The 14931-nt window shown below is 61.5% G+C and carries 16 protein-coding genes; 11 read left to right on the top strand and 5 right to left on the bottom strand.

Translation table 11 applies throughout. The features are described from left to right. Positions 1-2: 2 nt before the first annotated feature. Positions 3-1199 carry an SfnB family sulfur acquisition oxidoreductase gene (locus G7025_RS20525; protein ID WP_181080928.1) on the bottom strand — a complete coding sequence of 399 codons (1197 nt, stop codon included), beginning with the start codon at positions 1197-1199 and terminating at the stop codon, positions 3-5. Between the two features lie 154 nt (positions 1200-1353). Further along, positions 1354-1917 carry a helix-turn-helix domain-containing protein gene (locus G7025_RS20530; protein ID WP_181080929.1) on the bottom strand — a complete coding sequence of 188 codons (564 nt, stop codon included), beginning with the start codon at positions 1915-1917 and terminating at the stop codon, positions 1354-1356. Positions 1918-2010: 93 nt separating this feature from the next. Between G7025_RS20530 and G7025_RS20535 the strand changes: the two genes are divergently transcribed. From G7025_RS20535 to G7025_RS20570, 8 genes are all read left to right on the top strand, one after another. Beyond that, the gene (locus G7025_RS20535) at positions 2011-2940 is read left to right on the top strand and encodes a DMT family transporter (RefSeq protein ID WP_181080930.1); all 930 of its coding nucleotides are present in this window, start codon (positions 2011-2013) and stop codon (positions 2938-2940) included. Between the two features lie 174 nt (positions 2941-3114). After that, positions 3115-6036 (top strand): monovalent cation/H+ antiporter subunit A, encoded by a 2922-nt coding sequence (locus tag G7025_RS20540; RefSeq protein WP_181080931.1) that lies wholly within the window; start codon positions 3115-3117, stop codon positions 6034-6036. Next, positions 6036-6380, top strand: a complete 345-nt coding sequence (locus tag G7025_RS20545; protein WP_181080932.1) for a Na+/H+ antiporter subunit C — start codon at positions 6036-6038, stop codon at positions 6378-6380. Before G7025_RS20540 ends, G7025_RS20545 begins: the two co-directional genes overlap by 1 nt. Further along, complete coding sequence (locus G7025_RS20550; RefSeq protein ID WP_181080933.1) at positions 6377-8059, top strand: monovalent cation/H+ antiporter subunit D; 1683 nt, start codon at positions 6377-6379, stop codon at positions 8057-8059. Before G7025_RS20545 ends, G7025_RS20550 begins: the two co-directional genes overlap by 4 nt. Beyond that, positions 8056-8544, top strand: a complete 489-nt coding sequence (locus G7025_RS20555) for a Na+/H+ antiporter subunit E (RefSeq protein ID WP_181080934.1) — start codon at positions 8056-8058, stop codon at positions 8542-8544. Before G7025_RS20550 ends, G7025_RS20555 begins: the two co-directional genes overlap by 4 nt. Continuing rightward, positions 8541-8819: a K+/H+ antiporter subunit F gene (locus G7025_RS20560; RefSeq protein ID WP_003211751.1), complete on the top strand. Its 279-nt coding sequence runs from the start codon at positions 8541-8543 to the stop codon at positions 8817-8819. Before G7025_RS20555 ends, G7025_RS20560 begins: the two co-directional genes overlap by 4 nt. Then, positions 8816-9154, top strand: coding sequence for a Na+/H+ antiporter subunit G (locus G7025_RS20565; RefSeq protein WP_028616866.1), 339 nt, complete (start codon positions 8816-8818; stop codon positions 9152-9154). The genes G7025_RS20560 and G7025_RS20565 overlap by 4 nt, the downstream gene beginning before the upstream one ends. A 112-nt stretch (positions 9155-9266) precedes the next feature. Then, positions 9267-9596, top strand: coding sequence for a winged helix-turn-helix transcriptional regulator (locus G7025_RS20570; protein ID WP_181080935.1), 330 nt, complete (start codon positions 9267-9269; stop codon positions 9594-9596). Here G7025_RS20570 and G7025_RS20575 read toward each other — a convergent pair. Together G7025_RS20575 and lepB are read right to left on the bottom strand one after the other, a co-directional pair. After that, positions 9593-10375 (bottom strand): SDR family oxidoreductase, encoded by a 783-nt coding sequence (locus G7025_RS20575; protein ID WP_181080936.1) that lies wholly within the window; start codon positions 10373-10375, stop codon positions 9593-9595. The two genes, G7025_RS20570 and G7025_RS20575, sit on opposite strands and share 4 nt — an antisense overlap. 216 nt (positions 10376-10591) lie before the next feature. Continuing rightward, entirely contained in the window at positions 10592-11260 is a 669-nt protein-coding gene (gene lepB, locus G7025_RS20580; RefSeq protein WP_065940102.1) for a signal peptidase I, read from the bottom strand. Positions 11261-11371: 111 nt separating this feature from the next. Here lepB and G7025_RS20585 point away from each other — a divergent pair, with 111 nt between their 5' ends. From G7025_RS20585 to G7025_RS20595, 3 genes are all read left to right on the top strand, one after another. Next, positions 11372-11923, top strand: coding sequence for a dihydrofolate reductase family protein (locus tag G7025_RS20585; protein ID WP_181080937.1), 552 nt, complete (start codon positions 11372-11374; stop codon positions 11921-11923). 44 nt (positions 11924-11967) lie between these two features. After that, a complete protein-coding gene (locus G7025_RS20590; RefSeq protein WP_181080938.1) occupies positions 11968-12666 on the top strand; it encodes a Type 1 glutamine amidotransferase-like domain-containing protein in 699 nt (232 codons plus the stop codon). Between the two features lie 301 nt (positions 12667-12967). After that, positions 12968-13303, top strand: a complete 336-nt coding sequence (locus tag G7025_RS20595) for a DUF6124 family protein (protein WP_124371107.1) — start codon at positions 12968-12970, stop codon at positions 13301-13303. Between the two features lie 224 nt (positions 13304-13527). Here the strand turns inward: G7025_RS20595 and cysS are convergent, their stop codons facing one another. Then, complete coding sequence (gene cysS, locus G7025_RS20600; RefSeq protein ID WP_181080939.1) at positions 13528-14916, bottom strand: cysteine--tRNA ligase; 1389 nt, start codon at positions 14914-14916, stop codon at positions 13528-13530. Between the last annotated feature and the right edge of the window lie 15 nt (positions 14917-14931).

Below are 14931 nucleotides of genomic sequence, written 5' to 3' on the forward strand. Positions count from 1 at the left end.
CCTCAGTTCCAGGCGTGGCGCGCAGGCTTGACGCCGTTGAGCACGAAATTGCCGATCAGGTGGTATTTCCAGCGGGCCGGATCGTGCAGGGTGTGGGTGCGGGCGTTGCGCCAGAAGCGATCGAGGTTGTGCTTGCCCGTCACGGAGCGCGTACCGGCCAATTCGAAGAGTTTGCTGCTGGCGAGCAAGGCGGTTTCGGCCGACAGCACTTTGGCCTGGGCCACAACCAACGAGGCATTGGCGACGGTGTCTTCATTGGGTTGAGCAAGCGCCAGATCCACCGCCCGGCCTGCCTTGACGAGAATGGCTTCGGTGCCGTGCACACGCCACGCCAGGTCACCGATGGCGGCAATCGTGAAAGGGTCTTGCCAGCCGTGATCCTGCTGGCTGTCGATCCAGGGCCGCGCCTGACGTGCGTGGAGCTTGGCCTGCTCCAAAGCGCCTACGGCAATGCCGGTGTCGACGGCGGCCTGGATGATCTGCGAAATCGGGCCATTGGCCGTGGGTCGGTCGAACGCCAGGTGTGCGGGTATCACCGCGCTCAGGGGCACCGTTACGCCATCGAGGGTCACCCCGCCGCTGGCTGTGGTGCGCTGGCCGAAGCCGTCCCAGCTGTCGATCACACTCAGCCCTGGGGCGTCGCGCTCGACGAAGGCAATCAACGCCTGGCCATGCTCGTTATTGCCAACGGTGGGCACCAGGTGGGCGAACAGCGCGCCGGTGCAGTAGAACTTTTCACCGTTGATCTGCGCACTGTCGCCTTCGATGCGGATTTGCGTGTCGAAGATGCCGGCGTTCTTGCTCCTGGCCTCGGAGAACGCATTGCCGAAACGATAACCTTCGAGGACCTTGCCGAAGTAATAGCGCTTTTGTTCTTCGCTGGCGGTGTGCAGCAGCAGGTCCACCACACCGAGGTGGTTCTGCGGGATCTGCCCGAGGGACGGGTCGGCGGCGGAAATCAACTTGATCACCTCGGCCACCGTCACATAGGACACTTCTGCGCCCCCGTAGGCTTTGGGCACGGTGATGCCCCATAGGCCGCTGGCGGAAAACTCGTCGAGTTCGGCCACCGGCAAGCGACGTTCGCGATCGCGCTCACTGGCGCCAACGGCAAAGCGTTCGGCCAAGCGCGTAGCTACCTCGATGGCTTCGGCATCCGAGCGGATGATATGGGCAGGGTGTTGAGGGTGGGCTGACATGGGCCGACTCCAGGCTCCGAGGGAATACGAGGAGGATTGCAGGAGTCGTGCCTGAATTTAATCGTCAATAAATTCAGCGGGTTGCGGGTTTATCAATGCCATATAGCGCGGTTCAAACCAGCAAAGTGTGCATCCGCTGTTGCCAGGCAAACAGTTAGATGACCACGTTGCGTACAAAGCGCACGGCCACATCGCCGTCGTTGCGGTAGCCATGGGCAAGGCGGCTGGCGAACATAAAGAACTCACCGGCGGCCACGGGCTTTTGCTCGTCGCCCACCAGCAGGGTCAGGCAACCTTCGAACACAAACAGCTGCACGCTCCAGCCCTCCGGGTCGGGGTCCGGGCTGTAGCAATCACCTGGCTCCAGGCGCATCTCCCACAACTCGACTTCACGGCGGGCGGTGGCTTTGGCCAGCAGCACCGCCTTGCTGCCGGGAATCTCGCCGGCCCATGCCAGCTCGTTGATGCGGCTGTGGTCGGGCGCATCGGGCGCCTGGATCAAGTCGCTGAACGCCACATCCAGTGCTTCGGCGACGCGGTCGAGGGTGGACAGGCTGACGTTCTTCTCGCCGGCTTCGATGGCCACCAGCATGCGCCGGCTGACCCCGGACTTTTCTGAAAGCGCAGTCTGGCTGAGGTCGGCGGCGTGGCGCAGGCGACGAACGTTCTGGCTGACGTGTTGCAGGACCGAAGCCCGCTGCGGATTTTCTTTGTGCACTATATTGCTCAATGGGTGGGTGTGCGCAGTATACTGCCCAGCGTGCGGCGCATTGTGCGGTCCGTGCCTTTCCTATGCAAGACCAGAGCCGCCATGACCTTCTCGAACTCCCCGTCGCGTTTCCATCGTTTCAGCAAAGCCGAATGCATCCTGGTGTTTATCACCATGATCTGGGGCGGCACCTTCTTGCTGGTGCAGCACGCCATGAGCGTCAGCGGGCCGATGTTTTTCGTGGGCCTGCGTTTTGCGGCGGCGGCGCTCGTGGTGGGGTTCTTTTCCCTGCGCACCCTGCGCGACCTGAACGTGTTCGAATTGAAGGCCGGGGTGTTTATCGGCGTGGCCATCATGTTCGGCTACGGCCTGCAGACCATCGGCCTGCAAACCATCCTCAGCAGCCAGTCGGCATTTATCACAGCGTTGTATGTGCCGTTCGTGCCGTTGCTGCAATGGCTGGTGCTGGGCCGTCGACCGGGCCTGATGCCAAGCCTGGGTATCATGCTGGCCTTTGCCGGGTTGATGCTGTTGACCGGCCCGGCGGGTGCATCGCTGAATTTCAGCGCCGGAGAGATCGCGACGTTGATCGGCGCCATCGCAATTGCCGCCGAAATCATCCTGATCAGTGCGTTCGCCGGGCAGGTGGATGTGCGCCGCGTCACCGTGGTGCAATTGGCCACGGCGTCGCTGTTGTCATTCCTGATGGTGGTGCCGATGGGCGAGGCGCTGCCGGGGTTTTCATGGTTGCTGCTGTTCAGCGCGGTGGGCCTGGGCCTGACCAGTGCGGTCATCCAGGTGGCGATGAACTGGGCGCAGCAGAGCGTTTCGCCGACCCGGGCCACGTTGATCTATGCGGGCGAACCGGTGTGGGCCGGCGTGGTCGGGCGGATCGCCGGCGAGCGCTTCCCGCCGATAGCGATGCTGGGGGCGGCGTTGATTGTGCTGGCGGTGATTGTGAGTGAAATGAAAAGGAACAGCTCGAACGTTGTCGACGCTAAGGCCGAAGTTGAACCGGAAAATCAGGGTTGATGGTTTAAGCTGTCAGCCACAAGCCGTAGAAAATACGCGGCCGGCTGTTCTCTTGCAGCTTGCCGCTTGTAGCTGCCTTCTACTGCCTCTGTAGGATCCTGCCACATCTTGCCGTTTGGTGATCATGAAAGCGGCACGTATGATGCATCCCAAACTCCCGCAGATTAGAAGCCTATGTCCTTGATAGTTCTACTGCTTCTGCCGTTCATCGGCAGCTGTCTGGCGGCCCTGCTGCCGCACAACGCGCGCAATACCGAATCCCTGCTGGCCGGGCTGGTGGCGCTGGTCGGCAGCGTTCAAGTCGCCCTGCTCTACCCCCAGATCGCCCACGGTGACGTGATCCATGAAGAATTCATGTGGCTGCCCAGCCTCGGGCTGAATTTCGTGCTGCGCATGGATGGCTTCGCCTGGCTGTTCTCGATGCTGGTGTTGGGCATCGGCACATTGGTGTCGCTGTATGCCCGCTACTACATGTCGCCGGACGACCCGGTGCCGCGCTTCTTCGCGTTTTTCCTGGCGTTCATGGGCGCCATGCTGGGCCTGGTGATCTCCGGCAACTTGATCCAGATCGTGTTTTTCTGGGAACTGACCAGCCTGTTCTCGTTCCTGTTGATCGGCTACTGGCACCACCGCGCCGATGCGCGACGCGGCGCTTATATGGCGCTGATGGTCACCGGCGCAGGCGGTCTGTGCCTGCTGGCGGGCGTGATGCTGCTGGGGCATATCGTCGGCAGCTATGACCTGGACCAGGTGCTGGCGGCGGGCGAGCAGATTCGCGCGCATGCGCTGTACCCGGTGATGCTCGCCCTGGTGCTGATCGGCGCCTTGAGCAAAAGCGCGCAGTTCCCGTTTCACTTCTGGCTGCCCCACGCCATGGCGGCGCCGACACCGGTTTCCGCTTACCTGCATTCGGCAACGATGGTGAAGGCCGGCGTGTTCCTGCTGGCCCGTCTGTGGCCGTCGCTGTCCGGCAGCGAAGAATGGTTCTGGATCGTCGGCGGTGCCGGCGCCCTCACCCTCCTCCTCGGCGCTTACTGCGCCATGTTTCAAAACGACCTCAAGGGCCTGCTGGCCTACTCCACCATCAGCCACCTTGGGCTGATCACCCTGCTGCTGGGGCTCAACAGCCCGCTGGCCGCCGTGGCCGCCGTGTTCCATATCCTCAATCACGCCACCTTCAAGGCCTCGCTGTTCATGGCCGCCGGCATCATTGACCACGAAAGCGGCACCCGTGATATCCGCAAGCTCAGTGGCCTGGTGCGTCTGATTCCGTTCACCGCGACCCTGGCGATGGTGGCCAGCGCGTCCATGGCCGGCGTGCCGTTGCTCAATGGGTTCCTGTCCAAAGAGATGTTCTTCGCCGAAACGGTGTTTATCTCAGCGACCCAATGGGTGGAATTCACCTTGCCGGTCATCGCCACCATCGCCGGCACGTTCAGCGTGGCCTATGCGCTGCGCTTTACCGTGGATGTGTTCTTCGGGCCGCCGCCCGTCGACCTGCCCCATACCCCGCACGAACCACCGCGCTGGATGCGCGCGCCGGTGGAATTGCTGGTGTTTACCTGCCTGCTGGTGGGGATCTTTCCGGCCCAGGTGGTCGGCTCGATCCTCGCCGCCGCCGCATTGCCGGTGGTCGGCGGCGTGCTGCCCGAGTACAGCCTGGCGATCTGGCACGGCTGGAACGCGCCGATGATCATGAGCCTGGTGGCCATGTCCGGCGGTGTGGTGCTGTACCTGATGCTGCGCAAGCAGCTCAAGCGCGGTCGTTTCAAGTACCCGCCGGTTATCAGTTATTTCAACGGCAAGCGCGGCTTCGAGCGCAGCCTGGTGATGATGATGCGCGGCGTGCGCAAGGTCGAAAAACGCATCAGCACCAAGCGCCTGCAACCGCAGTTGTTCCTATTGGTCCTGGTGGCGCTGATCGGCGGCCTGATCCCCATGCTTAACAGCGGCCTTAGCTGGGGCGACCGCCCGAAAATCCCTGGCTCCGTGGTGTTTGTGACTTTGTGGGTACTGGCGATCGCCTGTGCCCTGGGCGCCGCCTGGCAAGCCAAGTACCACCGGCTCGCCGCCCTGACCATGGTCAGCGTGTGCGGCCTGATGACTTGCATTACCTTCGTGTGGTTCTCGGCACCCGACCTGGCGCTGACCCAACTGGTGGTGGAAGTGGTGACCACCGTGCTGATTCTCCTGGGCCTGCGCTGGCTGCCACGGCGGATCGAAGAGGTCTCGCCGCTGCCCAACACCTTGCGCAGAGCCAGGGTCCGCCGGGGCCGCGACTTCCTGCTGTCGAGCGTAGTGGGCGGCGGCATGGCGTTGCTGTCCTACGCAATGCTGACCCGCCAGACCCCCAACGATATCTCCTCGTTCTACCTCAGCCGCGCCCTGCCCGAAGGCGGCGGCAGCAATGTGGTGAACGTGATGCTGGTCGACTTCCGAGGCTTCGATACCCTCGGCGAAATCACCGTGCTCGGCGCCGTGGCGCTGACGGTCTACGCCCTGCTGCGGCGTTTCCGCCCGTCCAAGGAAAGCATGGAGCTGCCGCCGCAACAGCGGCAGTTGGCGCCGGACGTGGCCACCGACCTGGTCAACCCGCGCCAGGCCAGCGACACCGCCCTGGGCTTTATGATGGTGCCGGCGGTGCTGGTGCGCCTGCTGCTGCCGATCGCCCTGGTCGTGTCGTTCTACCTGTTCATGCGCGGCCACAACCAACCGGGCGGCGGCTTTGTCGCGGGCCTGGTGATGTCGGTGGCGTTTATCCTGCAATACATGGTCGCCGGAACCCAGTGGGTCGAGGCGCAGATGAGCCTGCGGCCGATGCGCTGGATGGGCTTCGGCCTCTTCGCGGCCACCCTTACCGGGCTGGGTGCGCTGTTCTTCGGCTACCCGTTCCTCACCACTCACACTTTGCACCTGAGCGTGCCGGTGCTGGGCGATATCCATATCGCCAGCGCGTTGTTCTTCGATGTGGGCGTGTACGCCATGGTGGTCGGCTCGACCCTGTTGATGCTCACCGCCCTCGGACACCAGTCGGTGCGCGCGCATAAACCGAGCAACCAGCCCAAAGTAGTCGTCACAACCGAAGGAGCCGCCTGATGGAAGAAGTCATCGCAATGGCCATTGGGGTCCTGGCGGCCTCGGGCGTGTGGTTGATCCTGCGCCCACGGACTTTCCAGGTGGTGATGGGCCTGTGCCTGCTGTCCTATGGGGTCAACCTGTTCATTTTCAGCATGGGCAGCCTGTTTATCGGCAAGGAGCCGATCATCAAGGACGGCGTGCCGCAGGACCTGCTGCACTACACCGATCCGCTGCCGCAGGCCCTGGTGCTGACCGCCATCGTGATCAGCTTCGCCATGACCGCGCTGTTTCTGGTGGTGCTGCTGGCGTCGCGGGGCCTGACCGGCACCGACCATGTGGACGGCCGGGAGCCCAAGGAATGACGTGGGTGAACCAACTGATCGTCGCGCCGATCCTGCTGCCGCTGCTGACCGCAGCCCTGATGCTGATGCTCAGCGAGAAACGTCGGCCGCTCAAGGCGCGTATCAACCTGTTCTCCAGCGTGCTCGGCCTCGCCACGGCGATCCTGCTGCTGTACTGGACGCAGCAAGGCGGCCCCGGCTCGATCGGCGTCTACCTGCCGGGCAACTGGCAAGTGCCGTTCGGCATTGTGCTGGTGGTGGATCAACTCTCGGCGCTGATGCTGGTGCTCACCGGGATCATCGGCGTCAGTGCGCTGCTGTTCGCCATGGCCCGCTGGGACCGCGCCGGTACGAGTTTCCATGCGCTGTTCCAGATCCAGATGATGGGCCTGTACGGCGCGTTCCTCACCGCTGACCTGTTCAATCTGTTCGTATTCTTCGAGGTGCTGCTGGCGGCGTCCTACGGTTTGATGCTGCACGGCTCCGGCCGCGCGCGGGTGTCGTCGGGGCTGCATTACATCGCGATCAACCTGCTGGCGTCGTCGCTGTTCCTGATTGGCGCGGCGATGATCTACGGCGTCACCGGCACGCTGAATTTCGCTGACCTGGCGCTGAAAATCCCACTGGTGCCCGAAGCCGATCGTGGCCTGCTGCACGCTGGCGCGGCGATCCTCGCCACCGCGTTCCTGGCCAAGGCCGGCATGTGGCCGCTGAACTTCTGGCTGGCCCCCGCCTACTCCTCGGCCAGTGCGCCGGTGGCGGCGATGTTCGCGATCATGACCAAGGTCGGCGTGTACACCGTGCTGCGCCTGTGGACCCTGCTGTTCTCCGGCCAGGCCGGCGCGTCGGCGTTGTTCGGCGGCGACTGGCTGGTGTACGGCGGCATGGCCACGATCGTCTGCGCGGCGCTGGCGATGGTGGCGGCGCAGCGGCTGGAGCGCATGGCGAGCCTGAGCATCCTGGTCTCGGCCGGGATCCTGCTATCGGCGGTAGGCTTCGCCCAACCGAGCCTGACCGCTGGCGCGTTGTTCTATCTGGTCAGCTCCACCCTGGCCTTGAGTGCCCTGTTCCTGTTGGCCGAACTGATCGAGCGTTCGCGCTCGGCCAACGACCTGCCGCTGGATGAAGAGATCGACGCCTTGCCCAAAGCCATGGAGTCCCTGCACCCTCGGCCCGGCGTGAACCTGGACGACGAGCAGAAAGCCGTGATCGGCCAGGTGATCCCCTGGACCATGGCCTTCCTCGGCTTGAGCTTTGTGGCCTGCGCGCTGCTGATTATTGGCATGCCGCCGCTGTCCGGGTTTATCGGCAAGCTCAGCCTGTTGAGCGCACTGGTCAACCCGTTGGGCCTCGGTGCCAGCGCCGACGCGCCGATCCGGCCCGCCGCGTGGGGCCTGGTGGTGCTGTTGATCCTGTCCGGCCTGGCCTCGCTGATCGCGTTTGCGCGTATGGGCATCCAGCGCTTCTGGACCCCGGAAGAACGCCCGTCGCCACTGCTGCGTCGCTATGAATGCCTGCCGATCTTCTTCTTACTGGGGCTGAGCATCGCGCTGACCTTCAAGGCAGAACCGCTGATGCGCTACACCCAGGCCACCGCCCAGAGCCTGAACAATCCGGAGAACTACGTCATGGCGGTGATGGCGACCCGCCCGGTGCCAAGCCCCGAAGCCAAGACCGCCGCGCTGGAGGTGCAACCATGAACCGCCTGTTCCCTGCCCCGTGGTTGTCACTGGCATTGTGGGTGTTGTGGCTGGTGCTCAACCTCTCGGTCAGCCCCGGCAACCTGTTGCTGGGCGCAGCGCTGGGCCTTCTTGCCCCCCTGCTGATGGCGCCGCTGCGCCCACTGCCGATCCGCATCCGCCGCCCCGGTGTGATCATTCGCCTGTTCTTTCTGGTCGGCCGCGACGTGATCGTGTCCAACCTGCAAGTTGCCTGGGGTGTGCTGGTCTGCGGCTCACGCCCGCCGCGTTCGCGCTTTATCAAGATCCCCCTGGACCTGCGCGACGCCAACGGCCTGGCGGCGTTGTCGATGATCACTACCGTGGTGCCCGGCACCATCTGGTCGGAACTGGCGCTGGACCGCAGCATCCTGCTGTTGCACGTATTTGACCTGGAGGATGAAGCGTCCTTCATCGAACATTTCAAAAGCGCCTACGAACGGCCCCTGATGGAGATCTTCGAATGAGCGCCCTGCTCTCCAATGCAATCCTGTTCAGCCTGTTTCTGTTCTCGCTGGCCATGGTGCTGACCCTGGTGCGCCTGTTCAAAGGCCCGTCGGCTCAGGACCGGGTACTGGCGCTGGACTACCTGTACATCCTGGCGATGCTGATGATGCTGGTGTTGGGCATTCGTTATGCCAGTGACACCTACTTTGAAGCGGCGTTGCTGATCGCCCTGTTCGGCTTCGTCGGCTCGTTCGCCTTGGCAAAATTCCTGCTGCGTGGGGAGGTGATTGAATGATGCCGTTGTGGATGGAAATCGTCGTCGCGGTCCTGCTGGTATTGAGCAGCGTGTTCGCACTGATCGGCGCGATTGGCTTGCTGCGCATGAAAGACTTCTTCCAGCGCATGCACCCGCCGGCGCTGGCCTCGACGCTTGGCGCGTGGTGTGTTGCATTGGCGTCGATTATCTACTTTTCGGTGCTCAAGTCCGGGCCGGTGTTGCACGGGTGGCTGATACCGATTTTGCTGTCGATCACGGTGCCGGTGACCACCCTGCTACTGGCGCGAACGGCCCTGTTCCGCAAGCGCATGGCAGGTGACGACGTACCCGCCGAAGTCAGCAGCCGCCGCTGATTCATCAAGCGAACACCGTACAAAGTGTGGGAGCGGGCTTGCTCGCTCCCACACTTGGATTGATGCCTGGCAAGAAGTCGGGTTTTCACGGCCAACTTCCAGGAATCGCACAGTGAGCAAAACCTACACCCCCGCCACCGCCGCGGCCGATGTCGAAACCACCCTCGCCTGGCTCGGCGGGCGCTGGAAGCTGATCATCCTGTTTCACCTGTTCGGTGGCCAGGTGCAGCGCTATTCCGACCTTGAGCGACTGATCCCGGAGATCTCGCAGAAGATGCTTGCCCAACAATTGCGCCAGCTCGAAGCCGACGGCCTGGTGCACCGCACGGTCTACCCCGTGGTGCCACCCAAGGTCGAATACCGCATGACCGAGTGGGGCCAGAGCCTGTGCCCGGTGCTGGACGGGCTGCTCAAATGGCAGGCCGCCAAACCCGCGAGCTAGACCGTGGGTACGGTACCGCCGTCGATCACATATTCGGTGCCGCTGATCGAAGCGGCGCGCGGCGATACCAGGAAGGCGATCAAGTCGGCCACTTCCTCGGGCTTGGCCGGACGCCCGAGGGGAATGCCGCCCAGCGCCTGCATGATGATCTGCTTGCCACCCTCGTAATCCGTCCCCGCCTGCTCCGCCAGACGCTCCGCCAGCGCCACCGCCGCGTCAGTCTCCACCCAGCCCGGCGATACGCGCACCACCCGCACGCCCTTGGGCGTCACTTCCTTGGACAGGCTCTTGCTGTACGTCGCCAATGCCGCCTTGGCAGCGGCATACGCCGTGGTTGATTCGGGCAAAGGCAATTCCCGCTGAATCGAGGTGACATGAATGATTACCCCCGAGCCACGCTGGACCATTCCCGGCAGCAACGCACGATCCACCCGCACGGCCGCCATCAGGTTCTGGTTCAGCGCATTCGCCCATTGCTCATCATCAAGCACTGCAAACCCACCGGCCGGTGCGCTGGAGCCGCCGAGCACATTGACGATGATATCCACCCCACCAAACCGATCCTTCACCGCCTCGGTCACGCTCGCACAACCCGCGGCAGTGCCCAGGTCGGCAGCGATGAAATGCACGCCTTCAAGCGTCGAATCCGCCGCCGAACGCGCGACCGAAATCATCTGCGCGCCTTGTTCATGTAACACCGTCACCACGGCCGCGCCAATACCTTTGGTGCCACCGGTGACCAGTGCACGAAGGCCTTTTAGTCCGAGATCAAAACTCATGAAACCTACTCCTGGGTAAACGAAGACCGCAGGATAAGAACGAGATGGACAGCCCACAAGAACGCACAAAAAGGTGATGGGCTCACCAAAAAGTAAGTGCCTGGATTCAGGCGGCCGCGTCACACGTCGAACGGTAGGAACCGGCTTGCCGGCGATGGCAGCGCGTCAGTCGCTGTAGATGCAACTGACATACAGCAATCGCTGGCAAGCCAGCGCCTACAGGATCGGCGCACCAAATCTGTTCAGACGTGGCATCCAATGCTCCAGGATCTGCGCCGATGCCAGCACATGATGCGCCCGCCCGATCAACAGCCGACGTGGCACAAAGCCGATGTATCGCGAGTCATCGCTGTTATCGCGGTTATCCCCCAACATGAAATAGCTGTCGGCCGGCACCACCACTGGTGCGAAGTTGCGCATCGCCCGCACCGTCGGCATGAACTGCACAGTACGCTGGCGGTTGGCGGCCAATTCGTTCAGCTTGATCCCTGGTACCGTATGACCTGGGACAATTGGCTCGCTGATGTCCTGCGCATCACTGTAGGTGGCTGGCGTACCGTTGACCCACAGCACTTCATCGCGCATTTCCAGGGTGTCGCCGGGAACGCCGACAATCCGCTTGATCAGGCGCATGCCATCCTTGGGTGACGAAAACGTCACCACATCGCCGCGCTGGGGGTTATCGAGGTGGGCCAGGGAAATATCCGTGAGCGGGACCTTGAGGTCATACGCTACGCGATTGACCAGCACCACATCGCCTTCCAGCAGGGTTGGGCGCATGGAGCCGGAGGGAATCGGATTCCAGTCAGCCAGGGAGGTACGGAAAACGCCGAAGCATATCCAGAAAATGATTGCGTAACGGTAACGGATCAACCAACTTCGCATACATCCTCGCACGGCAGAAAGGGGCATCAGACTGTTTCTCAGACGCCCGGTTGTGGCACGCGAGGATTAAATGAATATTAGCGTCAAAGCGCACTAAAAGGAGTTTTCGCCATGGATATCCACTGTTCCGTTTTTATCGCAACCAGCATCGACGGCTTTATTGCCCGTCCAGACGGTGATATCGAATGGTTGCACCGACCGGAATACGAAACCGCCGAGCTGAACGGCGTGACCTATGAACGCTTCATCGCCACGGTCGATGCACTGGTAATGGGTCGCAAAACCCTGGAGAAAGTCTTGTCCTTCCCGGATTGGCCCTACGAGGGCACTCCCGTCATTGCACTCTCCCATCAGCCTCTGCAGATCCCTGCGCATCTGGAGGGCAAGGTCGAAGTCATGGCAGCAGACGTCACCTCACTCGTGGCAACGTTAGCCGAACGCGGTATGAAGCACCTCTATATCGACGGTGGCCAGACGATCCAGGCGTTTCTTGACGCGGGCCTGGTCAATGAGCTGATCATTACGCGTATCCCGGTTTTACTCGGGCAAGGGATCCCACTCTTCAGCCAGATCGGTCGAGAACTTGAGCTTCGCCATATCGGCACGCATGAGTCGGACAATGGTTTTGTTCAAAGTCGGTATCAAGTGATGCAATCTTCATAGCGGCGGCAGACACTCATATCGCGCAAGACGGACAGGAGGTCAGGATGACTAAGCACATTATTGTTATCGGCGGCGAGTCCACCGAAGACATACAGCGTATGACGCGTATTGATGAACACATCGTCGCGTCATCAGGCAAAACGCACCCTACTGTGCTCTACATCTCCACCGCCAATGGCGATGACCGAATCAAGATTTCCGATTTCACTGCCAAATATGAAAGCGCTGGCTGCCGTGTAACCACGCTGGCATTTTTCATTTCACCCTTCTCCAACGCCAATCATATTTCATCACTCTTTGAGCAAGCCGACATTATTTACGTACCAGGCGGAAATACCCGCGCCATGTTGGCGATCTGGCGCGAATTTGCTGTAGTGGACCATCTGAAGAGGGCTTGGGAAAACGGCAAAGTCCTGTGTGGTGTCAGTGCAGGCGCCATTTGCTGGTTCGAGCATGGGCATTCCGATTCAGGGGGAGTGTTTGCGCTGGTTCACGGCCTGGGCTTGCTGCCAGGAGCACTGTGTCCGCATTTCAGCTCAGAAGCAGGAAGGGAAACGTCGTTTGTCGAGCTTGTTCAGCGTGAGGGGATACAACCCGCCTACGCGGTCGATGATGGCGTCGCTTTGCATTTCAAGGACGGCAAGTACCACGAGACGATCTATAACGACGCAGCTAGTAACGCCTATAAAGTCAGTACAAGGCCCCCCTACCTAGCACAGGTATTGCAAACTTCAGGTGGGTAAACGCAGCAAGGAAATTTCCGACAGCGTTTTAAGGTTGCTGCCCGGAAGATGCCTGCCTAATTTTCGGCGGTCGCTGCAAATTCAGCGACCGGGTTTCGCAGCCCGGTTAAACTCTAGACGCACAGCGTCCACCACAAGATAGCGGGCGCTTTTTTATGCCTGATGTTATGGCGGCTGTGCGCGGGATACCTTCGGGTATGCCGGGTGCCTAGAGTCCCGGTCTGCGAACCTGCGTACAGCTGCCACCCTGAAATCGTTTCGCAGCGATGGGTGGCGACTCCACTACTCTAGGAGCTTCGCCATGATTAAAGACAGTCCAAATCCGCCGCTGGATTCATCCCAGTTTCAAGTTTCTGCTCATCAAGCGATTAACCATTATTTGAACCCATCTTCGAAACCAGAGCCGTCAGGTAACGGAACAGGTCTGTTTGCTGTGCGCGAAGGATTAGATGCAGAAACCTTATTGATCAACGCTTCAGAGGACCTGGCGTCAGTTCAAGCGCTGGCAAATCATCTGGCTTTTGAGATCGACGGTAATCCGCGCAGCGTGGCTCTGGGAATTTGTCGAATGCTGGAAGGGATTCAGTTGATGGTGGAGAAAACACTAAACCTCAATGAAAGTAGACTTCAGAGATAAATCTGAGATCGATTGGGCTAATCCATGGGAGGGGCTTGCCCCGGCGTGATCGCTCCCACGCTCTGCGTGGGAGCGCTGCCCGGGACGCTCCGCGTCCCGCCAGCGACACGAGTCTCAGGTCCTGCGCACTTGTGACGCAGAGCGTCACGGGATGCATTCCCACGCGGAGCTTGGGAACGATCGCCCCGAACCAGTCGGGGCGTTTTTCATCCGGCATTTGCCAATCAGGCCTGATCAGCCAACCGCCACGTTGTCCCACCCTTGCCGTCTTCCAACACCACGCCCATTGCGGTCAGTTGGTCACGGATACGGTCGGATTCCGCCCAGTCCTTGTTAGCACGCGCAGCCAAACGCGCCTGGATCAGCGCATCCACTTGCGCCGCATCCACACGCCCTTCGGCGCCAGCCTGCAGGAAGTCGTCGGCTTCCATCTGCAACACGCCCAATACGCTCGCCAGTTCTTTCAAGCGCGCCGCCAGGCCCGCCGCTGCGTCGAGATCGCTCTCGCGCAGGCGGTTGATCTCGCGCACCATTTCGAACAGCACCGCACAGGCTTCGGGGGTGCCGAAGTCGTCGTTCATGACTTCGGTGAACCGCGACACGAACGCTTCGCCGCCGGCCGGCGCCACGGATGGCAAGCCTTTCAACGCGTGGTAGAACCGCTCCAGGGCGCCCTTGGCATCCTTGAGGTTGTCTTCCGAGTAGTTGATGGCGCTGCGGTAGTGGCTGGACACCAGCAGGTAACGCACCACTTCCGGGTGGTACTTTTCCAGCACGTCGCGGATGGTGAAGAAGTTGTTCAAGGACTTGGACATCTTCTCGCCATTGATGCGGATCATGCCGCAGTGCATCCAGGCATTGGCGTAGGTCTTGCCGGTGGCGGCTTCGCTCTGGGCGATTTCGTTTTCGTGGTGCGGGAACTCCAGGTCGCTGCCGCCGCCATGAATGTCGAAGGTCTCGCCCAGGCAGCAGGTGGACATCACCGAGCACTCGATGTGCCAGCCCGGACGGCCTGCGCCCCACGGCGACTCCCAGCTCGGCTCGCCGGGCTTGGTGGCTTTCCACAACACGAAGTCCAGCGGGTCTTGCTTGGCTTCGTCGACTTCGATACGCGCGCCGATGCGCAGGTCTTCGATTTTCTTGCGCGACAGCTTGCCGTAGCCCATGAACTTGGCGACGCGGTAGTACACGTCGCCATTGCCTGGGGCGTAGGCGTAACCCTTGTCGATCAGGGTCTGGATCATCGCGTGCATGCCGGGGATGTGGTCCGTGGCACGCGGCTCCATGTCCGGCTTGAGGATGTTGAGGCGCGCCTCGTCCTCGTGCATGGCGGCGATCATGCGCTCGGTCAGCGCGTCGAACGACTCGCCGTTTTCGTTGGCGCGGTTGATGATCTTGTCGTCGATGTCGGTGATGTTGCGCACATAGGTCAGGTCATAGCCGCTGAAACGCAGCCAGCGGGTCACCAGGTCGAAGGCCACCATGCTGCGGCCGTGGCCGATGTGGCAGTAGTCGTACACGGTCATGCCGCACACGTACATGCGCACCTTGTTGCCATCGAGCGGCTTGAAGACTTCTTTGGTCTTGCTGAGTGTGTTGTAGATCGTTAGCACAACGGCTTCCTTAGA

Source organism: Pseudomonas lurida (genome assembly GCF_013522705.1).
GTDB lineage: Bacteria > Pseudomonadota > Gammaproteobacteria > Pseudomonadales > Pseudomonadaceae > Aquipseudomonas > Aquipseudomonas quebecensis.